This window comes from Streptomyces sp. NBC_00239 (assembly GCF_036194065.1).
GTDB lineage: Bacteria > Actinomycetota > Actinomycetes > Streptomycetales > Streptomycetaceae > Streptomyces.
The window spans coordinates 110,611-131,031 of the sequence record NZ_CP108096.1; the positions used below are offsets into that span (position 1 = coordinate 110,611).

The window sequence follows — 20,421 nt, forward strand, 5'->3', positions numbered from 1 at the left end:
CACCCCACCGCCGCCGGGTCCGCAGTGGACGCGGGGCGCAGCGGTGGTCAGGCGCCGGTCTGCGGCAGGACCGGGATGGTGACCGGGCGCGGCTTCGGCTTCGGCTGCTCGGGGATCTTGGTGTCCTTGACCGCGACCTCGGCCGTCTTGCCGTCGGTGACGGTGGCCTTCTGGTCGGCGGCGAGCTGGTAGCCCTCGACGGCCTTGACCTCGTGCACGGTGTAGGTGCCGGGTGCGAGGTCCTTGGCCTGCCAGGTCCCCTTGGCGTCGGTCTTGCCGGTGGCAACGGTCTTGCCCGCGCTGTCCTTGACGGCGAACTCGACGCCGTCGAGGGCCTTCTTGGTGTCGGCCGCGGTCTTGGTGACGACCAGGGCGCCCTTGGGGCTGTCGGTCTTCAGGTGCACCTCGGCCTGGGCGCTGGAGGCGCCGCCGGCGAGCAGCAGGCGCTGGGCCTTGGCGTTGTTCGGCGTCAGTGCGCGCAGCTGGGTGGCGGGCAGCGTCTTGGCCTGGGCCTTGAAGTCGACGGTGCCGTCCTTGGCCGGGGTGATGGTCGCGGTGGCGATGCCGTCGGCGTTGGTGGTGATGCTTGCCGCTCCCGCGGCCGCGCCGGAGACGTCGAGGTCGAGCTTGATGCCGGGCACCTTGTGGCCGGAGGCGGCGGTGACGTCGAGGGTGACGGACGTCTTCACCCCGGGCTTGAGCGGGCTGTCGATCGGCTTGACGTTGACCTTGTACGGGCCGGCGAACATCGCGGCCTCGTTGAGGTAGCCGGTGGCCCACTTCTTCGCCGACGGCGAGACGTTGGAGTAGCCGAGACGCTCCAGGGCGCGCTTGCCGTCGGGCAGTGCGTACGTCGTGCCGGCCTCGAGGTAGGTGTAGACGACGGCGTCGACCGCGGCGGCCTGCTCGTCGTTCTTGGTCTGCCCGTACTTGCCGAGCACGTAGGCGGCGCGGGCGAGGTCCTCGGCGGAGGCGTTCTTGCCGGTGGCCTTGGAGGTCCAGGCGGTGACGGACTTGGCGGGCCCGTATCCGCCGGCCGCGTCGGGGCCGGCGAGCTCGGGGTCCGCACAGTAGGCGAGGCCGTCGACGCCGGCGACGGTGTAGCCGCCGATGTGGGAGGTGTCCGGCTTTCCGGTACTGTCCGGAATCAGGTATCCAGGTCCCCACTTGTCCGCCGCGACCGCGTGCGGCGCGAGCAGAATGCCCGTGCCCAGCGCAACCGCCGTGCCAAACACGACATGACGCTGAATTCGGGAGCGGGCATGCGAGCGGGGGCGTGTTGATGCAACACTCATCCAGATCTCCGTTCGGGGACTGCCAACCGGACCCGGCCATTAACGGTTCCTAGGCCACTTCGTGACCGGGTCCGGTGGACCCGTCCCTCGCGGGACGGGTAGTTCAGTGGTGAATAAACAGGGCATAAGATCAACGTGCGACGCGATGCCCCACTCACCAGGTGCGATACAGAAACGTACGGTAGATTCGTGTATCGATCAAGCCGGTTGCTGTCAGCCGGTTGCCGTTATGGTGCAGTGATCGTCGCCGAAGTCGTCTAGACCACCACCTCGCAGGAGTTCATGTGCCCCGTCAGTTCGACGGCCGCAAAGTACGCGCTGTCCGACGCGGTAGAGAGCTCAGCCAGAAGCAGCTGGGCGCGTGCGAGGGCGTGGGCGTCAGCGGCCCCACCGTTGCCCGGTGGGAGAGCGGCGACGAGATGCCCAAGGGCGACAAGCTCCCCGCGATCGCTGCCGCACTCGGTCAGCCGCTCGACGCCCTGTTCCCCCACGAGGGCCCCGCGGACCTGCAGCTCCTGCGCTGCGACGCCGGCCTCAGCGTGGCGCAGGCCGCTGCGGTCATCGACGCCACCCGCGTGCCCCTGGCCAACGCGGAATCCGGCAGACGCCGGCTACAGGACGCGTACGTGGGCCCTCTCGCGGACGCCTACGGGGTGACCCGGGAAGAACTGCTGGCCGCCCAGGACGTCTCGTTCGGCCTTCGCACTGCACGAGCGTCTGCGCCGTCGCGGGACGAGCAGCCGTCCCTGCCCCGCACAGTCGCGGAGAAGATCAACTACCTTCTGCAGTACGGGTACGAGGGCCAGACGGCTCCGTCCGACGAACAGATCGCGCAGGCCGTCAACGAGCACGCGCGCGCGCACGGCCGCATGGGAAGTACCACAGCCGACGACATCGCCGCGCTCCGCGAGGGTGCCACGACTGACGTCTCGGATTCGGTGCGTGCCGGCCTGGCTCACGCTCTCCAGGTCGATGCCGCCCTCTTCCGGGACGACGAGGAGTTGAGCCCCACGGTCCGCGAGTTCCTCGCAGCCGTCCGCTTCTTCCGGTCGATCCAGGAAGGTCAGATCCTCGGCCTTGCTGCCCGCGGCAACCACACGGGCTTGTCGGCCGAAACGATGACCAAGATCAACGAGATCGTCGGAGAGCTGAAGCACAAGTTGCCGGGCGTAGAAGACGGGTCCTGAAGCCGGCCGCCGGCGCCAACCAGGAGGTCGTGCGCAGCGGACAGGTCCACAGGACATCGGCGGAGTCGTCGTGCCACGCGCTGTGATGGCAGGACCCGGCGCCCCAGGAGCACATACTGGCGCCCTTCAGTAGGGCGGTGTGCGGAGAGCGGGCCAGAAGGCGAGCTGTTCATCCGGGCGCCGGCCTGCAGCAGACGTCCGGTCCGGGCGCCGGCCCCCCTCGGGTGCGGCCCCGAAACACAGATCCCCGGCCCTATGCCTCCTCGCGGGGAGGCATAGGGCCGGGGAAAGCTGAGCGGCCAGGCACTGAGGTCCTGGCGCACCGTACGGCTACGCGGCTGCGGTGAGGTCCACGCCGAGCAGGTTCGAGAGATCGGTAACCGTCTGCTGGGGGTCCTTGTTGTGCACCCCTGCGAAGCCGAGCTGCTCCGCCGCCTGGACGTACGCCTCGGTGTCGTCGACGAAGACGCACTGGTCGGCGGGCATGTCCATGAGCTTGAGCGCGATCTCGAAGAGCTCGGGGTCGGGCTTGCGCATCTGGTAGTGCTCGGAGATCACCACGGCGTCGTAGAGCTTCTCCAGCTCGTATCCGTCGTACAGATCCCACGGGGCGAGCCCCACGGAGTTGGACAGGATGCCCACCTTGATCCCGGCGCGCCTCGCCGCGGCGGCCGCGTTGATCAGCAGCGGCTCAGGACGCAGGCCACCGAAGATCCTGCCCATCAGGTTGTCGGGAGAGACACCCAGCTTCTTGCCCGCGAACTCGTTCCACTCGGTCTGGCTGACCGCTCCGCGCTCGAGATCGCTGGTGATCCGGACGCCCTCGCCGTCCTGGTAGAGGGCGTTGATGCAGGCACCCTTGGGGAGCCCTTCGCGCTGCTCGAAGGCGAGCACCACAGGCAGCAGCGGGGTGGTGAGCACGCCTCCGAAGTCGAGGACGAGGCCGGTGCGGTGAGACATGCAGGAACTCCATTACTGAGAATTTGGGCGCCGTCCGTACTGGACAGCGTCCGGCCCGGCTTACGCGTGGCGGCGACAGCGCCTGCGCTTCGCATGCCAGGGTCGGCGGTACCTACGGGGCGGGATCGACGCCACCCACAGTCTGGCCCAAGGTACCAGCCGTCATTTTGAGGACGCGGGTAGCCCCGTCCGCGCTTGATGGCTCGGCCGGGTATCTCGGGCACTTTCGCATTATGCATTCCTCCCGTCTCGGTGTGTGGGGCTGCTGAATTCGGCAGCCGAATTGGAAACCGCAGTGTGATGTGGATTTATGGTCTGCCGCGGACCGCTCACGTCTTCAGTTCTGCGGACTGCTGGAGAATTCTTTGAGCGTCGGCCGGGGTTATGTGGGCGTATATCTTGCTCACCTGTGTGAGCCAGGCTGCTTCGCTATTCGTGTCGACGAAAGGTTTCTCCTGCAGCTGCCCTGTCGCGTACTGGCCGGCCTTTGAGGAGGCGGCGGCCCGGATCGCGGCCGCGATCCAGTACGCCTCGGCGGCCGGCTCGGGGTCCTCGTGCGACTCGGTCGCGTCCTCCGCAGCCCACAGCAGTGCTTCCGGAGCGTAGTACCGGAGCTTTTCGCAGGCATCGGCGATGTCCTGGGTCCATCGGTCCAGGCGTACGTCGCTGGGGACACGCAGGTGGATCAACTCCGACAGGCGTGACCCCGGCGGGTAGAGGCTCGTTCCGGGGAAGGTCTTCACCAGGTCGAACCAGAGCGGGTGCAGCAGGTAGAGGGTTTTCATGGTTTTCCAGCGAGCAGCGGCCGCACTGGTTGTGGGAATACTCGCTCCTGTCGCCACAATCAGGAACAGCAGATTCATCCACATTGCCGTGAGGTCGATGAGCGTATCCATCAAGGACTGGCTCACCGGGAACAGCACTGCCGCCCACACAATGACGATTCGGGCCATGGTGTGGACGAGTCCCATCCACATCGAGATTCCCATCAAACGGAGACCGATGCGCATGCTCGTCGTCTCCGCTTGCCGCGATGCACGTGACCACTGATATCCGCATACGGCAGTAGTGACCAGCGGGAAGAAATAGAAAACGCTCATGTATGCCGCGGCGCCCCATTCCCCGGCATGGTCGCTGAGGAAGTCATCGCTCTGCCTGGGGCGGTCCACCACGGTGAAGAACAAGATGGTGAGGAGAGTCACGCCGATGGCGCCCGCCGGGTAGGAAGCGCGCGCGATCCAGCGCGAGACCGCGACATGCCGGGGCACCACCGCCTCGGAGCTCTTGCCGTAGCTGGTCGCGACGTACGTCAGGGACGCGATGATCGCCGCGGTGCTGGCGAAGTGCCTCATCAGTGCGCTCAGGTCGACCACGGGAATGCGGTCCACGGCCAGCATCACGGCCGGCGTGTACAGCCACAGGGCTACGGCGAATCCGGCGTAGCCACCCCAGAGGGCGCGGCGGTGCGCGTCTGCGTACCGGACCGCCGGGAAACGCCAGACGGCGATGATGGTCATCACGGCCGCAGTCAGGTACCTGAAAGAGTCGAGCATGCCGTCCGTCATTCCTGGTGAGAGCCGCGGCGCGGCGGCGCAACGGGGTGGGACAGCGAGGACTCCAGGAGGCTGGTCATGTCGTCCCCGTCGAACGGGTGCCTGCGGGCCAGCCGCTTGATCAGGGATGCCGACAGCTCGGCCTGCTTCTCCTCGGGACTGTCGAAGTTGACACGCCCCTGGACCAGGGCCGAGGGGAAGCGGCGAAGGACTTCCTCCCGGATGTGTTCAGGGACGTACCGCTCGATCTCTTCAGCGGTCAGGGTCGTCCCGTGGTCCAGCCACTCGTGTGCGAGTTCGTGAAGGATGATGTGCTCGGTCTGGTTGCGGCTGGACCGGCGGCGGTAGAGCACGATCGTGAACTCCGGCGCCTTCACCCGAAGGCCGCACGCGGTGCCCATGCCTCCGTCAGGATCATCGAAGGGCACCAGCCGAATCTGGCGCTTGAGCACCTGCTCCATGTTCCGCACCAGCGCCTCGACACTGAACGGGGTAGGGACAGGCAGATCGGCGAGCAGCCTCTCGCATTCCTTCACGAGAGCGCGCTGCGACGGGTCCCTACGCCAGCGCAGCAATCCATTCGCGAAGTGCAGGGGGTGTCTGCCGATCTGCACTCTGCGCAACCCGGAGCTCCAGCTCCGGGCGGTCGTCTGCCGTGGAACCCACCTCTTCATCACGTGCGTCCTCCTCGCCCCTGCCCCGATTCACTTCCGGGGGCGCCTTCCAACCCGTACCCAAACACGCGTTCTATTTGCATGTCGAACCGGTTGACGCCGCACGCGCCATCCAGCCGGGCGATACCCCTACAAGACCCGTCGCTGTAAGTGACGGAAGATCAACAACCCTGCGCAACGGCTCAACTGCGTAGCGGGTGGGGCGGAGCCCACTATGTCCCGCCGATTCGCCCAAATGCAAGCAAGAATTCCGGTTACTCGTGGCAAGTCCGGTTGGACCGCCGGTTTCCGGCATCCCTGAATCCGGGACCGCCGCTATTGCCTAAGAGGGCGCCATTCGTCCCTGATAGGAAGTCACAAAGACTGTTGCCGCAGCTCACAGGCGGTGCATCCAATGCTCTAGCCTGTCCCAGCAACACATTCCATCCATCCGCGAAAGAGGTATCCGTGCGCGCTGCCGCACCGGCAATGTCCGGCAATCCCGGATTGTCGCGAGATGCCTATCTCCGCCGTTCTCAGGCACGTCTGTCCCAAAATCGACATATTGCGCAGCGTAAATGTGACGCACGCCGGAACCTCAGCTCCGGCCGCCCTTTGTGCTGGGCTCAGGCCATCCGAGCGCTTACACTGAGTCACGATCGCGGCATGAGTCGACCGTAAGAACCGCCGGAGCGGTGGAGCGGATGGCTCACCGCCGGGACTCGGAGCAGCTGATCCTGCTCGTCCCGCGACGTGCACGTCACTACCCCCCCGATGGTCATCTTCCGGGCCCAGTGGTCCAGCCGCACCCTCGGTGCGTGCAAGGTGAACCTAACTTCCGGACATCACAGCGTCAACTATAGTTGAACCACTTCGAGAGAGAGCAGCGCACCGTGCCCCATGCAGGCGAGAGAGCGGACAGTGAGACGCCGCCGCCAACGGCCCCGGTTCCCGCACCCGGCCCCGGGGCGTCCTTTGCCGACCGACTGAACTACCTGTTCGACCGGGTCAGGCCGCCGGGTGCGGACGAGTACAGCAACGCCCATGCCGCCCGGGAGATCTCCTCGTACGGCGAGGAGAACATCACCGGCGCGTACATCTCACTGCTCCGCAAAGGGCAGCGGAACCCGACCGTCAAGCTGGTGCCGCTGTTCGCCCGCTTCTTCGGCGTGGAGGCGGGATTCTTCGTCCAGGACGAAGTCACGCTCAGGGTTACCAAGCAGTTCGAGCTGCTGCGCAGGCTGAGCCAGGCCAATGTGAAAGAGATCGCACTTCGGTCCATCGGCCTGTCCCCGCAGAGCCTCGACGAGGTGCTGAAGAAGATCGAGGCCGTGCGTGAGCGGGAAGGGCTGCCCTCCGCCCCGGACCAAGATCTTCCCTGATCAGCGGATACGCTCGGCTATCAGCGGCTCTTGAGAGGAACACGCATGTGGCACAGCCGTCGTGCGCGCCGGCCCGTCGACCACGTCGGGGAAGTCGAGCAGCGCTGCCGAGCATTCGTTGAGGAACTGGATCTTCCTCCCGTCGACAGCGTCCTCGGCCTGTTGCCGTTCGTGCAGCAGAAGATCGGACGGGAGGTCCAGCTGGTCCCGTTCACGCCGGACCTTTCGGACCTGGAGTCGCTGGACCCCTCCGCACCATGCGGCATGTGGATCGTCACCGACACGACGGACTACTTGTTCTACGACGAGGGCGTCAGCCCTGCGTACACAGAGATCGTCGCCGGTCACGAGCTCGCTCACATGCTCAAGCACGGCAAGAAGAGCAAGTCTTTGGACATCTCCGGCTTCGGCGGTGTGTTCACCGACATCGACCTGGCCACCGTCCGGCTGGTCCTCGGCCGGACCGAGTACACGGAGCCGGACGAGTTCGAAGCGGAGCTGATCGGCTCACTCCTCCAGGAGCATGTCCGCCGCTCGCGGGCCGCTGCCGCCCGCGGTTCTGCCGATGACGACCCCATAGCCCGTACGCTGCTGCGCTGACCAGAACTGAGCACCGTGAAAGACATACTCCACCCCCTGTGCCTGGTGATCGCTGGCACAGGTTTCCTCTTCCTGCTCCGCGACCTGGGCAAGCGCCCGCGCAACCCCGCTGTGATCGCCCTCGCGTTCACGTACGGGTTCTCCGCCCTCAGCTACCTCATCTCGATCACTTGGGTCTGGGTGCGCATCGACAGCACCTTCGGCGTCACGAACATTGCCGTGCCCCTGGCCCAGAGCTGCGTGATCCTCGTGTTCGCACTCCAGGCTGCCGTCCTCGCCTACTGGTCCCGGCCCGCTGAAGCGGCCCGGCGCCGTAGCCGTCATCTGCTCCTCGGAGCCGTCGGCGTGATCATCGGGATGGCAGTGCTCTTCGCTCTGCTGACTCCCACCGCCCAGCGGCCCACCGACTTCTCGAACTACTACGCGCACGATCCGTTCTTCCAGTGCTACATGACGCTCTACATCGGCGCGTACACCGTGGCCGAGGTCTATCTGGTGCGGGCCTGCTGGAAGTACGCGCGCTCCGCGGCCAACGGGTCGATCGCCACTGGCCTGCGCCTCGTTGCGGTCGGGGCGGCCATCACCCTCGGCTACTGCACGATCCGCATCGCAGCCGTCGTCGGCGGGATCTTCGACTTCAGCGTCAAGGGCCTCGACCCCTACGCCTGGCTCTGCGGCGACGTGGGCGCCACCCTCACGCAGATCGGCTATTTCCTGCCGACCCTGTCCCGGCGCATCGGCAACACCAGGACCTGGGCGAACACGCACCTGTCGTACCGGCGCTTGGCGAAGCTATGGACCGCCCTGGCCCAGGCCCACCCCAAGATCACCCTGCTCCAGCCGGATCCCCAGCACGGCTCGCTCCTCCACCGCGGTAGTGCGCAGTTCCCGCTGCTGCGGCGCCGCGTGGAAATCCGCCACGGCCAGAAGCTGCTGCGCCGCTACCTCGACCCCGCCGCGCGCGCCGAGGCCGAAGCCCGCCGCGCCGGCGAAGGACTGGGCGGTGCCACGCTGGCGGCGGCCGTCACCGCGGACCAGATCCACGCTGCCCTCGTCCGCTTCTACGCAGATGCCCCGGTCGACGCTCCCACTGAGTACGCCGACGTGCACCTGCCCCTGCCCACGGCCGCGGAGGAACTACTCCACCTCGAGCGAGTCGCCGGCTTCTTTACCCCGCCTCGCCCAGAGGCACCCACCGCCGACCTTGCCAGCATCACTTCAGGAGCCGTTACGTGATCCTCCGCCGCACCGTCCTTGCCACCACGGCTGCCCTCGCCGCCGCTACCGCCATGCCCACTTCCGCCAGCGCGCGCACCGGTGTCGGCAAAAGACCACCGAGCACGATCCCCCTGCGCCAGGCGTCCGCCGCCGATCAGCTGGCCGCTCTTCGCGAGCGCCGGATCACCAGCCGCAGCCTGCTGGAGCAGCACCTCGAACACATCGCCAAAGCGAACCCGAAGCTGAACGCCATCGTCACCCTCGACGCCGACGGCGCCCGCGCCGCCGCCGACAAGGCGGACCAGCACCTCGCCACGACCGGCAAGCCGCTCGGTCCGCTCCACGGCCTGCCGATGACGGTGAAGGACGCCCTCGAGGTCAAGGGGATGCGCACCACGTGCGGGTCCCCCAGCCTGACCGACCACGTTCCCGACCGTGACGCCGACGTCATCGCGCTGCTGCGCAACGCCGGCGCGATCATCATCGGCCACACGAACGTGCCCACCATGTGCCAGGACATCCAGACGTCGAACCCGATCTTCGGCAAGACCGTGAACCCCTTCGACGCCGAGAAGACCGCCGGCGGCTCCTCCGGCGGCCCGGCGGCCGCGGTCGCCGCAGGCTTCACCAGCCTCGAAGTCGGCTCCGACCTCGCCGGCTCGCTACGCCTTCCCGCCGCGTACTGCGGTGTCTACGCGTTGCGGACCTCCCGTGGCGCCAGCCCGATCGTGCCCACCCGCGGCCACATCCCCCGCCTGCCCGGCTGGGACACCAGCAGCGACATGATCACGCTCGGCCCGATCGCCCGGAGCGTCGAGGACCTCGGCCTCCTCCTGGACGTCATCGCCGCGCCCTCGCCCGCCGACCGCGCCGGCTGGAAGATCGACCTGCCTGCCCCGGCCAAGACCAAGCTCCGCCACTACAAGGTCGGCATCTGGGCCGACGACGCGTACTGCCGTGTCGACGCCGACACCCGCGCCCTCCTCGACCAGGTCGCCAAGCTCGTACGCGGGCTCGGCGCCACCGTCGACGACTCCACCAGGCCCGTCGACTTCGCCGAAAGCGACAAGCTGTTCCAACGCCTCATGTACGCCACGGCCTCGGCCACCGCCACCGATGCGGCGTTCTCGGCCGACGTCGCGGCGGCCGAGAAGGTCCCGGCAGACGACCCGAGCGGCCTGTTCCTGCACTCCCGCACCATGCGCCATCGCGACTGGTGCGTCGCCGATGAAGCACGCCAGAAACTCCGCGCGACCTGGGACAGCTACTTCGACGAGCACGACATCCTCATCACCCCGGCTGCGCCCACGGCCGCCGTGCCCGACCAGACCAGCACGCCGGCGCCGCAGCGGTACATCACCGTCGACGGGAAGAAGCGCTCGTTCTACGACCAGACCAGCTGGCTCAACTTGACCAGCCCGGTCGGCCTGCCCTCCTTGGTGCTCCCCGCTGGCAAGACCGAAGCCGGGCTGCCGCTGGCCATCCAGATCATCGGCCCGTACCTGGGAGACCGCACCGTCCTCGAAGCGGCCAAACAACTCGCGTCCCGACTTCCCGAACCCATCCGGGCATCGGCGTTCTCCGTGTGAGTTCCAGGAAGGTCAGCCGTGTCACGCACGGGGACGCAGAAACTCGCGTGCCCCGCGCAGGATGGTGTTCAGTTGCCGCTGGGTCGCCTGACTGCGGAGGCGAACATCGATGGCTCCCGGAAGGGAGCTGTCTGCCCGCCGGCCTGCGGGCAGACCCGCGGGATCGAGACCGTCCCGCTCGGCAATGAGGACACCGAGTTCGTGACGGCTCAGCGCATCCGCCCCCGCGAGGTGACGGACGCCGGCCGCGTTGCTGACTGCCAGCTCCAGGAGCGCGGAGGCCAGGTCGGCGACATCTACCGGACAACGGACATCGTCGGTGAACAGGGCGCCATCGACGGTACCCGCGGCGAGATGGTGCACGAGGCGTTCGTGCTCGGACCTGCCGTAACCGATGATCAGCGACGTGCGGGCGACGACCGCCTCCGGATACACGGCCAGGACCCCGGTCTCCGCTGCGGCTTTGGCTGCGCCGTACGGAGTGACGGGGTCGGGGAGAGCGGACTCGTCGTAATCCACCGCGGCGCCGGAAAACACGGCGTCCGAGGACACCTGCACCATGCGGACTCCGCGCTGCGCCGCCAGCATCGCGAGCCGGATAGGGCCCGTTGCCGTGACCGCCCAGTCGGCCCCGCCGCTCGATGCGTTGATGATGATGTGCGGGTCCACCTCGGTCACGACCGCCTCCAGACGGTCCACGTCCCGCAGATCAAGGTGATGCCACGTGGCCCCGGAGGCATCGCCGACCTTGGTGGCGCACGTCGCGGCGGTGGGGTACCCGGCCGCTCCCGCCTGACGGATCAGTTCGGTCCCAAGGAAGCCGCTGCCACCGACGATCAGTACTGTCCTGAACGGAGTCGGAAGGTCCAGCGGTGTGGTCGCCCCAACTTCCTTGCGGACGACCACACCTTGATCTGGGACGAACGATGCGCCAGCGATGTCAGCCGAGCCCGGCAAGGTGATCGAACTCGCCGGCCTTCGCCCCGAGGATGGCCGCCTCAAACTCCTGCTGACTAAACACCAGCGGGTCACCGTCAGGGTTTTCCGTGTCACCGACCAAGATCCACCGTCCCTTGCGCGCGAACCGCATGCAGTTGCCTCCGCCACCGCTATCGAAGCTAGGCACTTGCCACTCGACGTCGCTCAGATCCAGAGTCGACGGGTCGGGCTTTTGTACAGTCACTGCAGCTCCCTGATCATCTTCTTAAACAACATACGGGTGTCGTCTGGGTCGAGCGCCCTCTGCCAGAGGCTGCTGAAAGCCGATGTGTACGCATCCGTATACAGGGCTTCATCGAAGTATCCCGAGCTGACCATGTTCTCCAACCACACGACGGAGCGCGCTGGTTCGGGAAAGTGCATGAGGACGAACGCCCCGGATGTGCCGGGGTGGCAGTCCACTGACTCGGGCAGGACGCGGATGGCGTTCCAGGGCTTCTCGGACTCCAGGAGCAGCCGCTCGAGCTGGCCTTTGAGGATCTCCTTGTCCTTGACCGTCTTCCGCAACCCCTCTTCGTCGAGGAGCGCACGAAACTGGCGCGGGGCGCCGCCGGCGATGCGGCTCTGCCGGTCCATGCGGATGTCCACGAGGCCTTTGATCTCGACAGGACTCAGTTCTTCGCGCATCGCCGAGATGACGTACTCGGCGTATTCGCGGGTCTGGAGCCGACCGGGAACGATCTTAGGCTCGTAGTTGTCCTCGCCCGAGGCCCGCAGCTCCAGAGCGAGGAAGCCCTCGAACCGCATCGGGCCGAGTAGGGCTGCGTTCCGGCGCCACAGGGCGGGCCGGGGGCTGTTGGTTGTTGTGTCGCTGTCGGCCTGCAGGAAGGCCAACACCTCACGGCGCTCGGCGGGATCTGCCTCAAGACAGTCCAAGATCGCTTCCGCAAGCTCTGGGGCGACGCGCTTCCTCCTGCCCAGCTCAATCCTGCTGACCGCGGATCCGTCCAGTGCGAAAGGGGGGTTATGCCGCCCGAGTCGTTCCGCTACGTCGCCCTGCGTCAGATCCCGCCGCTCGCGCAACTGCCGGAAGGCAACACCGACTTCACGGAGCATCAGCGACCCGGGGGCCTCGTTCCCATGCGACATGGTGGCCAGTGTGACGGCTCGGAGCGATCCCGACAACCAATCTCTTCAGCAATTTGCTCAACCATGTTGCTAGGGCTACGGCGTTGGGCCATCCTGGCCAGGGTCACGATCTGTGTCGGCGCTGTCGCTTCTCATGGCATCTGCCGCCGGACTGTGCGGACCGTTGCTGGTTCCACCGTTGTCCGAGGAGGGCTGCAAGGATGCCCCGCCCCACGTTGTTCCACGTGCTGGTCCAAGAGCGCCGATGGGACAACTGGGCTGTCTTTGCTGGTCACTTGGAGCGCACGGCCCGCGACTTGGCTCTGAAGAACGACTCTCCCCGGTTCTCCGGGGTCTTCATTGCCCGGCGTACGTTCGACCGGTGGATGCTCGGTGATTTGAGAGCAATACCGCAGCAGGACACCCGGGTGGCTGTGGAACACCTTCTGGGGTTCCCCTTCGATGAACTGTTCGGCCCACCCCGCGATGTCCCTAGAGAGGCTGACATCCGGGGCGACCGCGGCGAGCCCGGCGCCGAACGGAGTGGAGCCGCTCTCGCCGATCCTCAGTCCCAACGGGCGGCACAGTACGACACGGCGATGCCGGCGTTCGACGAACGGCCTGGAGGATGACGTGCATACGACACGGATGACGCTGTTTCGCCGGCTGGTTGAGGAGCGGGGCTGGACCACGGTCGAGACGTTCAACCCCCACTTCTCCCGCGCGGGGCGAGAACTGGCCAAACAACCCGACATGAAACGCCTCGCGGCCGTCAACGTCGCCCGCCGCACCTTCGACCGGTGGATGGCCGGAGAGTTGAAGGGCCTGCCGCAGCGCGACACCCGAATGATCCTGGAACACCTCTTCCAGCAACCCGCCACACTGCTGTTCGCCACGCCGGATGGCACGCATCAGGAGGCTGCCGCAAACCCCAGGCCGGCCGATCGGTCACACTCGGCGGTCCCCGTCCTGCGCCCCGCCGGGGCCTTCGACGACCCACAGGCCGTGATCACGCAAACGGAGTTACTGACGCAATCCAGCGTAGATGCGGTGGTATTGGATCATTTCAGTGCGGAGATCCAGGGGATCGTCGACCGGTACGAGACCCAGGGCCCACAGGCATTGGCCGGCGAGGCACGTGTCCTGCGGGGTGCACTCGGCGCCCTGCTGAGCGGCCGCCAACACCCGCCAGCCGTACACGCCGAACTGTTCAGGCTAACTGGACGAGCGGCAGGCCTCTTGGCGTACATGGCCGTCAACGCGGGGGCCGAGTCCAGCATCGCGGAGGCCTACTGTGCGCAGGCCGAAACCTTTGCCGAGCACGTCGGAGATACATCGCTCCAGATGTGGGCCGCGGGCACCCGGTCTCTGAGCCTGTACTACCAGCAGCGTTACGCCGAGGCCGATGCCGCGGCGGCCGCCGGAATCGACTTGGCGCCCAACGACGGGCAGGCCATCCGGCTCCTGGCCAACGGACGAGCGCGGGCCCTGGCCCGGCTCGGCGACCGAAGGGGCGCGGAGCGGGCCATCGGCAGGGCACTGGACCTTTCTGAACAGCAGTCCTTCCTACCTTCCGGGATCACCTCGTGCATTTCCTTCGTGCCCTACAGCCTGGCCCGGACCCTGGCCAACGAGGTCACCACGAGGTTGTCCCTCGATGACACGGGCGAGGTTCTGTCCTGTGCCCAACGAATCGACGGCCTGATCGAGGAGTCCGACTCCGAGTGGAGCCGGTCGCTGGTGGCGCTCGATGTCGCCACGGCGCTCCTGCAGCACAAGCAGCCGGAGGTGGAGCATGCCATGGCTCTGGGGCGCCGCGCGCTCCATGCCGGCACGACCGCGCCGATCACCTCCGTATGGAAGCGGGCGATCGAACTGTACGAGCGGGCGGAGCGCTGGCACGGCGAGCCCGATGTAGGTGACTATGCCGAAGAACTTCGGACCTGGCGGTCACGCCCCCAGGCCAAATCGATCGTCAGTGGCTCGGGCGTGGAGCTCGCACCGCAGCAGTAAGGAGAATCGTGACGCCCGAACTGGACGTCTTTCCCGGAGCTTTTCCGCACCGTCCGCCCCCGGACCTCGACAGCACCGGCCTTCTCGTTGAGCACGACTGGCGGGCGTTCTCCGCCGTCGAGCAGATGGCGAACCACTGGGCACGCCCGGGGTGGGCGGAGGGCTTTCGCGTCTACTACTGGATGTTGACATTCCCCGATGCCGAGGACCTGGTGAGCCGCGCGCGACACTGCCAGGACGCACTCGCGGACCTGGGCATGGACCCCGTCCCCCAGGACGGACTGCATGTGACGGTGACCCGCATCGGCGATGCCGGCGTGGTTACCAATGATCAGTTGTATCTCCTTGCCGACCTGGCAGGAGAGTTGCCGTTGACGTCCTTCCAGATCGCTGCCCACCCCATGGCGGGATCGCGAGGGGCCGTTCGGTTCACCCTCGCTCCGTGGTCGCCGCTGGTCCGCCTGCATGCCGCCCTCAGCGAGGTCGGACGACGCGCTGGCGTTCCCGGCGGCAAGCCCACCCTGGCTTTCCGGCCCCACCTGGGCGTGCTGTACAGCAACCGGGAGCGTCCCGCTTCCCCGGTGGTCGAGAGCGTGGCCCGCCTGCGCACCCTTGATCCGGTCCCCTTGGAGATCAGCAGCGTGGAACTCGTCGAGCTCTGGCGTACCACCGGTCCCGTGCCGGCCTACCGGTGGCGTGTCGTGCGGAGCGTCCCCCTGCGTCCGCGCTCGGATCTCCCTGCCCTGTCCGGTCGGCAGCGGGGCTGACGGGGACGGAGGGCACGAGGTGCACACCGTGCGGATGACGCTGTTTCGCCGGCTGGTTGAGGAGCGGGGCTGGACCACGGTCGAGACGTTCAACCCCCACTTCTCCCGCGCGGGGCGAGAACTGGCCAAACAACCCGACATGAAACGCCTCGCGGCCGTCAACGTCGCCCGCCGCACCTTCGACCGGTGGATGGCCGGAGAGTTGAAGGGCCTGCCGCAGCGCGACACCCGAATGATCCTGGAACACCTCTTCCAGCAACCCGCCACACTGCTGTTCGGCTCCCCCGGCTTAGGCAGTGAGGACAGCGCCGGCGAGGCAGCGGGCAGGTCCCGCGCTTCCCAGGGCCCCCTGGGGTCGGGGCCGGCGGAGGGGGGCATCCTCACCCCAAGCCCGTTCCTCCCGCAGGAAGGCGCAGACGTGGACCGACGTCAGCTGCTCCTGGCCGGCAGCGCTGCAGCGGCGCTACCTTTCCTGGCTGGTCACGCCGAGGATTCCGCGCAGCATCATTTGGACGGCATGACGTCCGACGAGGCGGAGGCGATGCTTCTGCACCTGCGAGAGATGTGGCACCTGCTCGTGCAGAGCGACAACCTCCTGGGCCCTCGGCACGCGCTTGAAAGCGTCCATAGAAACCTCAGCCTGCTCCAAGACCTCCTGGAGCACACCGGCTCTCACCTACGCGGCGAAGCGCTGGTGCTGGCCTCCCGCTACGCCGAGTCCGCAGCCTGGCTTCATGAGGACTGCGCCACCGACGCCGCGGGCACCGCGCGGGCCGCGCACTGGACGAACCAAGCCATGGCCTGGGCGGTCGAAGCCGGCGACGACGTGATGACCGCATGGACCCTGTTCCGGCGTGCTCAACAGGCCACCGCCAGTGGCCGCGCCGCTCCAAGCATCAGCCTCTCCCGCGCCGTCCAGCGCTACGACCACGCCATCACCCCGCAGATGCACGCGGCCGCCCTCCAGCAGGAGGCGCACGGCTACGCCCTCGCCGGGGACGAGGTGGCGTGCCACCGGCTCATCGATCGGGCCGAGACGTTCGCCGCTCGACCTGAGAGCGCCGGGGACGGCCGCAGCGGGCATGGCGACTTCGCTACCCCGGCGTACCTGGAGGGGCAGCGCGCGAACTGCTGGCTCCTCCTGGGGCGCCCGGACCGCGCCGTTCCGATCCTGTCCACTGCCCTCGCCGCCTTGCCGCAGGTCTACCGTCGGGACCGCGGCCTCCTGCACGCTCGCCTCGCCATCGCCCACGCTCGCAACGGCGAACTGGACCAGGGCGTCGATCAGGCGCGCCGGGCGCTGGTGGTCGCCCGCAGCGGAGGATCGACGCGAACTCTCCGTGAGACGATCGCTGCCGTTGACGCGATGCGTTCCTCCCCCGACACCCCCGGGGTGGCCGAGCTGGTCCGGGCGGTCGCGCAGAGCTGAGGGAGGGGCCATGCCCACGTCGGTGGAGCTGGCGGCGATGCGTCGCGCCATCATCATCTCCGCGAGCGGGCTTGGCGCCGCCAGCCCGAACCCGGCCGTCGGGTGCGTGATCCTTGATGCCGCGGGCCGCTCGGTGGGCGAGGGCTACCACCTCCACAAGGGGGCCGCGCACGCCGAGGTCAACGCGCTCGCGGCCGCCGGCACCCGAGCCGCGGGCGGCACGGCCGTGGTGACGCTGGAGCCCTGCAATCATGAAGGCCTCACGCCGGCCTGCCATCAGGCTCTACTGGACGCCAGGATCTCTCGCGTGCTGATCGCCGTCATGGATCCCACTTCGCGGGGCGAGGGTGGAGCCGCGAGGCTGCGCCAGGCGGGCGTGGATGTCCTCGCGCATGTCCTGGAGGAGGAAGCACTGGCCGTGCTCGGGCCCTGGCGCGCTTCTCTGTCGGGGCAGCGTCCCGTCTTGCACCTGCTCCTCCAGACTGACGCCGCGGGCAATCCCCTCGCCCCTGGGCCAGAGGTGCTTGCCGAGATCGCGGTTCAGCGTCATTCGCACGACCTGGTGATCTCGAGCGACGGCTCGGCCGACGAAGGCCGGGCAGGAAGTCACGGACGCGTTTTCAGCGTGCCAGGCTGTCCGGTGTCCGACGATCCCGAGGAATCGGTTGCCGCACTCACCGCGGCAGGGGCCCGCACGGTGTTGCTTGTCGGGCCCTCGAAGCTGAGCGAGGAGCTGCTCGATGCGGGATTGGTGGACCGCCTCACGCTCCTCCAGCCGGTTCCGGAGCCCTCGCAGGACACGGTGGGCGGCGCACCGCTGTTTCCCGACGGCTTCGTCCTGTCCGGGGTCACTCGTGTGGGCGGGCAGCTTGTCGTCACCGCCGAGCGAGCGGGCTGACCGGCGCCCATTCTGGACCGGCTGTGGGCTGACGATGCGGGAGCCGTCTAGGGCGCTGGAGCGAAGGCGGCGTTGTCGGGCATCCGGTCCCTGAAGGCACCTGGGATGGTGCCCATGAGCCAGACCCGATGGGTTGCGTGCACGGTGCCATGCGGGTCGTCCAACAGTACGTAGTGCCGCCGCTCGACACCGGCGTAGCCGATCTCGGGCGGGAAGCCCTGCTCCTCGGTCCACGTCAGGTAGTGACGACCGTCGATCCTCAGTACGCGGCGCCCGTCGGGGTCATGGTCTCCGAGCATGACATAGCCCAGACATGTCAGCCAGAAGTCGCCTGAACTGCACACGTGGTAGGCCGCCATCCGCGCGCCGACACCGCGAATTTCACGGTTGGTCCCCTTGCACGGGCACAGCTTGCACTCGAAGACTTCATGCCGCTCGGGAACGCGGGCCGGCCTCATCGGCGGGACTGGACGGACGCCCGCCCCCGGATGTGCTGGCACTTCATGCCCCGCTCGACGTCCTGGAGCGAGGGTCTGCGGGGTGCGCCGCAGGTGATGCACTCGCTCGGCCAGGGCATGGAACGGGCGCCGGGGAACCGTGCCTTCGGTTCGTAGCCCGCGGCGCGCATCGTCTTCTCGCCCTCGCGCTCCTCGTCGGTGTAGGGGGCGGGAGGCGGGGGCAGCTCTGTGTGGCTGTCCCTCGTGGCGATGGGCAGCACGGACTCGGAGGGTGGGGTGGGGCCTCCGAACAGCAGCCCCAGGCTTATCCAGCGCTTCGGTTCTGACGGCTCGTGCATTGCGGGTCCTGTCTCTTGTAGAGCGGTCCAGTTTCGGCGCGTCATCCGTCCTGTTGGCCGGGGCGGGCTGTGGGCCGGAGCGCGGCTGCGGCGTACTTCGTCGGGCGCCCGGTGCTCATAGCTGCAGTGCCTTGACCGGGGCGTGTGTTGCCGCTTCCTGGACCTGAGCCCGGAGGCCGGCGTAGACGTCGTCGACGACCCCGAGTTCTGCGGTTGTGAGTGGATCGCCCAAGCAGCTGTAGTTCTCCTCTACCTGCCCCGCGTTACTGAAGCCGACCACGACCACGCACTGATCGCCGCGCTGCAGGCACGAGCGAAGAGCCAGTCTCGTCAGCGTGCCGGGTGCGTCGCCGAAGTGGCGGCGCAGGGCGTGGAGTTGTTCGTCGACCCGGTCTCTGAGCGGAGGCAAGAGCCCCGTACGCCGCGGGGAAGCGGTGGCGGGTGATACGAGCCCGCTGCCTCCGCTTCCCGCAAGCACACCGTGGGCCAGGGGAGCTGCCAGCACCAGGCCGACGCCGTGCCGCGCCGCGAAGGTGAAGAGATCCTGCCCCTCAAGGGACACGGCCGGGGTGAACGCATTGAACCGGGTCCAGACCACGTCCGGCTTGATCAGCCGGAACAGGTACAAGAACCGCTCCGCCTGAGCCGCCCACTCCTCGGCGGACGCGGCGTAGTGCGTGAACGGTCCCCGCATTCCGATCGCCCTGATCGCCCTCACTTCGCGGAGCGTGCGCATGGAGTCGATGGCATTGCTCAGGTAGCAGTCTCGTGGGCCGAAGTCGAAGCTGTCCAAGGTGTAGAGGTGGAGCTCCTCGGCGTACAGGTTCTCCAGGCTCTGCTCGAGCTGATGGTGGATGTGCCGGCCGGCGTACGGGTGCTCTGCGCTGCCGCGTATCTGGCCTACCTTGCTGCTCAGTTGAAGGGGCAGGTCCGGGTTCTCGCGTACGAACTGACCGATGACGCGTTCCGAGTACCCGTAGCCGTAGGAGTCGGAGGTGTCGAAGAAGGTTGCCTCCTGCTCGACGGCACGGTGGAGTCCGTTGAGGATCCGGCTGACCCTCGGGGATCCGTCGGGGGGTACCGCTCCTGTGGACACGTCGCAGTGGAGCCCGAGCGGGTGGGTGACGATCCCGCGGCACAGGTGCCGGACTCCGAGGTCGTGAGGGGTCATGCGGCGCTCCCTGCCAGGCAGAAGGCGGCGGTCACGATCTTGCCCTCGCGGGCGGGCTCGACTCCCCAGCCGGTGGCGAACGCGGAGATCAGGGACAGCCCCCGGCCGTCCTCGGGCAAGCTCTCTCCCCCGGTCGCGCCGGTCATCTCGTCCAGGCCAGCCAGATAACTGGCCGGTTCGGTCGGAATGGCGGTGGTGTCCCGTCCGCGGTCAACGACGCCCACGGTGACGCCCTTCTCGTAGAGATCGACGGTCAGGGATACAGGCCCGCCCGCGTGCTGGATTGCGTTGGTGAGGAGTTCGGTGGCGACCAGCACGGTGTCGTCGATCCGGGCCTCGTCGGCCCGGTCTTTGAGCAGTCTGCGGACCGTCTCACGGGCCCAGGTCAGCAGTTCCTCCTCCTCGGCTACGAGTGCGAAGGCGTGGTGGTCGACCATTGGCCCCAGGGTCAATTCCCGGATCAGTTCGGCGGCTGTCGGCAGCACCTTCGTCTCCTCGCGTTTCGAGACGCCTTGTGGCGCGGGCCGGATATCCGTCCCGCCACCAACCCTGGCCGACGGGCTGTGGCACCGGTACGCCAAACCTTGGCCACGTTGTGGCCATCTCGCTGCTGCGGATCAAACCCGAGGCACTCGGGAGACCAAGGACACTCCGACGGCTCACGCTCCGTCAAGGACAGTGCCGTGCCGCTGTTTGCCCCTCCTGGGGCCTCGACCAGCCATAACGCAGGCCGGTGACAGCGGAGCCGAGATCGGGGGCGCACGAGCGGACGTTCACTGGGCTGTGCCCCGTCATGGCGGGCGATCGGTGTCCGGCCGAGTGCATCGGCGCTCTGACCGGGCC

21 protein-coding genes are annotated in these 20,421 nt (G+C 67.6%); 10 read left to right on the forward strand and 11 right to left on the reverse strand.

Features of this window, described 5'->3' with window-relative positions; translation table 11 throughout:
* Positions 1-47 precede the first annotated feature (47 nt).
* The gene (locus OG764_RS38330) at positions 48-1,235 is read right to left on the reverse strand and encodes a SpaA isopeptide-forming pilin-related protein (RefSeq protein ID WP_328973426.1); all 1,188 of its coding nucleotides are present in this window, start codon (positions 1,233-1,235) and stop codon (positions 48-50) included.
* A 344-nt stretch (positions 1,236-1,579) separates the two neighbouring features.
* Here OG764_RS38330 and OG764_RS38335 point away from each other — a divergent pair, with 344 nt between their 5' ends.
* Complete coding sequence (locus OG764_RS38335; protein WP_328973427.1) at positions 1,580-2,482, forward strand: helix-turn-helix transcriptional regulator; 903 nt, start codon at positions 1,580-1,582, stop codon at positions 2,480-2,482.
* A gap of 330 nt (positions 2,483-2,812) precedes the next feature.
* Here the strand turns inward: OG764_RS38335 and OG764_RS38340 are convergent, their stop codons facing one another.
* From OG764_RS38340 to OG764_RS38350, 3 genes are all read right to left on the reverse strand, one after another.
* A complete protein-coding gene (locus OG764_RS38340; protein ID WP_328973428.1) occupies positions 2,813-3,442 on the reverse strand; it encodes an HAD-IA family hydrolase in 630 nt (209 codons plus the stop codon).
* A gap of 329 nt (positions 3,443-3,771) precedes the next feature.
* Positions 3,772-4,995 carry an MAB_1171c family putative transporter gene (locus OG764_RS38345; RefSeq protein WP_328973429.1) on the reverse strand — a complete coding sequence of 408 codons (1,224 nt, stop codon included), beginning with the start codon at positions 4,993-4,995 and terminating at the stop codon, positions 3,772-3,774.
* A gap of 8 nt (positions 4,996-5,003) precedes the next feature.
* Positions 5,004-5,609: a hypothetical protein gene (locus tag OG764_RS38350; protein ID WP_328973430.1), complete on the reverse strand. Its 606-nt coding sequence runs from the start codon at positions 5,607-5,609 to the stop codon at positions 5,004-5,006.
* Positions 5,610-6,541: 932 nt separating this feature from the next.
* Here OG764_RS38350 and OG764_RS38355 point away from each other — a divergent pair.
* Genes OG764_RS38355 through OG764_RS38370 form a run of 4 tightly spaced genes read left to right on the forward strand, consistent with a single transcriptional unit; the run spans position 6,542 to position 10,437 of the window.
* Complete coding sequence (locus tag OG764_RS38355; RefSeq protein ID WP_328973431.1) at positions 6,542-7,030, forward strand: hypothetical protein; 489 nt, start codon at positions 6,542-6,544, stop codon at positions 7,028-7,030.
* A gap of 45 nt (positions 7,031-7,075) precedes the next feature.
* Positions 7,076-7,630 (forward strand): hypothetical protein, encoded by a 555-nt coding sequence (locus OG764_RS38360; RefSeq protein WP_328973432.1) that lies wholly within the window; start codon positions 7,076-7,078, stop codon positions 7,628-7,630.
* Between the two features lie 15 nt (positions 7,631-7,645).
* Entirely contained in the window at positions 7,646-8,866 is a 1,221-nt protein-coding gene (locus OG764_RS38365) for an MAB_1171c family putative transporter (protein ID WP_328973433.1), read from the forward strand.
* The gene (locus tag OG764_RS38370) at positions 8,863-10,437 is read left to right on the forward strand and encodes an amidase family protein (protein ID WP_328973434.1); all 1,575 of its coding nucleotides are present in this window, start codon (positions 8,863-8,865) and stop codon (positions 10,435-10,437) included. The genes OG764_RS38365 and OG764_RS38370 overlap by 4 nt, the downstream gene beginning before the upstream one ends.
* A gap of 21 nt (positions 10,438-10,458) precedes the next feature.
* Here the strand turns inward: OG764_RS38370 and OG764_RS38375 are convergent, their stop codons facing one another.
* From OG764_RS38375 to OG764_RS38385, 3 genes are all read right to left on the reverse strand, one after another.
* The gene (locus tag OG764_RS38375) at positions 10,459-11,274 is read right to left on the reverse strand and encodes an SDR family oxidoreductase (protein WP_328973638.1); all 816 of its coding nucleotides are present in this window, start codon (positions 11,272-11,274) and stop codon (positions 10,459-10,461) included.
* A 103-nt stretch (positions 11,275-11,377) separates the two neighbouring features.
* A complete protein-coding gene (locus OG764_RS38380; RefSeq protein WP_328973435.1) occupies positions 11,378-11,620 on the reverse strand; it encodes a DUF397 domain-containing protein in 243 nt (80 codons plus the stop codon).
* Entirely contained in the window at positions 11,617-12,525 is a 909-nt protein-coding gene (locus OG764_RS38385; protein ID WP_328973436.1) for a helix-turn-helix domain-containing protein, read from the reverse strand. Before OG764_RS38385 ends, OG764_RS38380 begins: the two co-directional genes overlap by 4 nt.
* 224 nt (positions 12,526-12,749) lie before the next feature.
* Between OG764_RS38385 and OG764_RS38390 the strand changes: the two genes are divergently transcribed.
* Genes OG764_RS38390 through OG764_RS38410 form a run of 5 tightly spaced genes read left to right on the forward strand, consistent with a single transcriptional unit; the run spans position 12,750 to position 17,611 of the window.
* Positions 12,750-13,136 carry a hypothetical protein gene (locus tag OG764_RS38390; RefSeq protein WP_328973437.1) on the forward strand — a complete coding sequence of 129 codons (387 nt, stop codon included), beginning with the start codon at positions 12,750-12,752 and terminating at the stop codon, positions 13,134-13,136.
* 16 nt (positions 13,137-13,152) lie between these two features.
* Positions 13,153-14,517: a hypothetical protein gene (locus OG764_RS38395; RefSeq protein WP_328973438.1), complete on the forward strand. Its 1,365-nt coding sequence runs from the start codon at positions 13,153-13,155 to the stop codon at positions 14,515-14,517.
* An 8-nt stretch (positions 14,518-14,525) separates the two neighbouring features.
* On the forward strand, positions 14,526-15,284 hold the full coding sequence (locus tag OG764_RS38400) for a 2'-5' RNA ligase family protein (RefSeq protein ID WP_328973439.1): 759 nt from the start codon (positions 14,526-14,528) through the stop codon (positions 15,282-15,284).
* Positions 15,285-15,318: 34 nt separating this feature from the next.
* Positions 15,319-16,713 (forward strand): hypothetical protein, encoded by a 1,395-nt coding sequence (locus OG764_RS38405; RefSeq protein WP_443056286.1) that lies wholly within the window; start codon positions 15,319-15,321, stop codon positions 16,711-16,713.
* Between the two features lie 10 nt (positions 16,714-16,723).
* On the forward strand, positions 16,724-17,611 hold the full coding sequence (locus tag OG764_RS38410) for a bifunctional diaminohydroxyphosphoribosylaminopyrimidine deaminase/5-amino-6-(5-phosphoribosylamino)uracil reductase RibD (protein WP_328973441.1): 888 nt from the start codon (positions 16,724-16,726) through the stop codon (positions 17,609-17,611).
* 47 nt (positions 17,612-17,658) lie between these two features.
* Here OG764_RS38410 and OG764_RS38415 read toward each other — a convergent pair whose 3' ends face one another.
* The 4 genes from OG764_RS38415 to OG764_RS38430 all read right to left on the reverse strand — a co-directional run bounded on the left by OG764_RS38415 (position 17,659) and on the right by OG764_RS38430 (position 20,063).
* Entirely contained in the window at positions 17,659-18,069 is a 411-nt protein-coding gene (locus OG764_RS38415) for a hypothetical protein (protein WP_328973442.1), read from the reverse strand.
* Complete coding sequence (locus OG764_RS38420) at positions 18,066-18,407, reverse strand: hypothetical protein (protein WP_328973443.1); 342 nt, start codon at positions 18,405-18,407, stop codon at positions 18,066-18,068. The genes OG764_RS38415 and OG764_RS38420 overlap by 4 nt, the downstream gene beginning before the upstream one ends.
* Before the next feature lie 115 nt (positions 18,408-18,522).
* Positions 18,523-19,578: an aldo/keto reductase gene (locus OG764_RS38425; protein ID WP_328973444.1), complete on the reverse strand. Its 1,056-nt coding sequence runs from the start codon at positions 19,576-19,578 to the stop codon at positions 18,523-18,525.
* Positions 19,575-20,063 carry an ATP-binding protein gene (locus OG764_RS38430; RefSeq protein WP_328973445.1) on the reverse strand — a complete coding sequence of 163 codons (489 nt, stop codon included), beginning with the start codon at positions 20,061-20,063 and terminating at the stop codon, positions 19,575-19,577. The genes OG764_RS38425 and OG764_RS38430 overlap by 4 nt, the downstream gene beginning before the upstream one ends.
* Positions 20,064-20,421 lie beyond the last annotated feature (358 nt).